We start from the raw sequence: 1,104 nt of genomic DNA, 5'->3' as shown, positions 1-1,104 counted from the left end.
ACAGGAGCGCAAGCGACGAGCCTCGAAGGGCCTGGTGAGACACGTTGCGAGACCCTTCGTGGCTCGCTTCGCTCGCACCTCAGGGAGCACAACCGGCGTCGCTCCGCTCACACCTCAGGGAGCACAACCGGCGTGCTCCGCTCACACCTCAGGGAGCACAACCGGCGTCGCTCCGCTCGCAGGGGCCGAGCTCAGTCGGTCGAGCTGTACGACAGGTGCACGACGCCGTTGTCGAAGACGTCGGTGCCGACGAGTGTGAGCGGGAGATCGTCCAGGCCGTCGAAGAGGCGGGCACCGCTGCCGAGGACCACCGGGTACACCAGCAGGTGCAGCTCGTCGATCAGCTTGTCGCGCAGCAGTGCTCGCACGAGTGTTCCGCTACCACTGATATAGAGATCCTTGTCCTTCTTGAGCTCGCGGATCCGAGCGGCGTCGTAGGCACCGATGATCTCCGAGTTCTGCCAGGCGGTCGCCTCGTCGAGGGTCGACGACACGACGTACTTGGTGGTGTCGTTGAAGAACGGGGCGCCGGGATCGTCGTCGACGGTCCGGGTCGACCAGGCCGGGGCGAACATCTCGAAGGTATTGCGTCCGAGCAGAATCCCCCTGCAATCGGACATGAAAGAACCGAGCAGCTCGCCCATCCCGTCGGCGAATCCGTAGGGCATCGTGAAGCTCGGGTCCTCGTAGCTGCCGTCGAGGGTGATGAATTCGTGGACGTGGATCTTTCCCATTGCACTGCCTCTCATCTCTTCACTGTGAGCGTCACGATGTCAGACCCGACTCCGCCGGGAAACTCATCGGCGTCGATATGTCCTGTGAACTGTGGCGGTTGACCCTTCGAGGCTCGTCGCTTCGCTCCTCGCACCTCAGTAGCTGCGGCCTAGCGGCCGTCGTGGACCACGAAAGAACACTCGTAAGGGTCCGAGATCCATGCTCCCTGAGGTGCGAGCGCAGCGAGCCACGAAGGGGCTCGCAACGTGTTTCGCCAGGCCCTTCGAGGCTCGTCGCTTGCGCTCCTCGCACCTCAGGGACCAGGGGTTATGCGGTTCTTTCGGATTAGGGAGCAAGGGGGCCGTCACTTCTTTTGGATCAGGCCGCAAC

General features: G+C 63.3%; 1 protein-coding gene. It reads right to left on the bottom strand.

Annotated elements, in window-relative coordinates; genetic code table 11:
* Positions 1–191: 191 nt before the first annotated feature.
* Positions 192–734 carry a dihydrofolate reductase family protein gene (locus tag ACFW3F_RS25560; protein ID WP_388062513.1) on the bottom strand — a complete coding sequence of 181 codons (543 nt, stop codon included), beginning with the start codon at positions 732–734 and terminating at the stop codon, positions 192–194.
* Positions 735–1,104: the final 370 nt, after the last annotated feature.

The sequence above is a fragment of the Gordonia sp. NPDC058843 genome (genome assembly GCF_042743165.1).
Classification (GTDB): Bacteria; Actinomycetota; Actinomycetes; order Mycobacteriales; family Mycobacteriaceae; genus Gordonia.
Note: the sequence above shows the minus strand (reverse complement) of the source record. Positions and strands in the feature narration are given on the sequence as shown.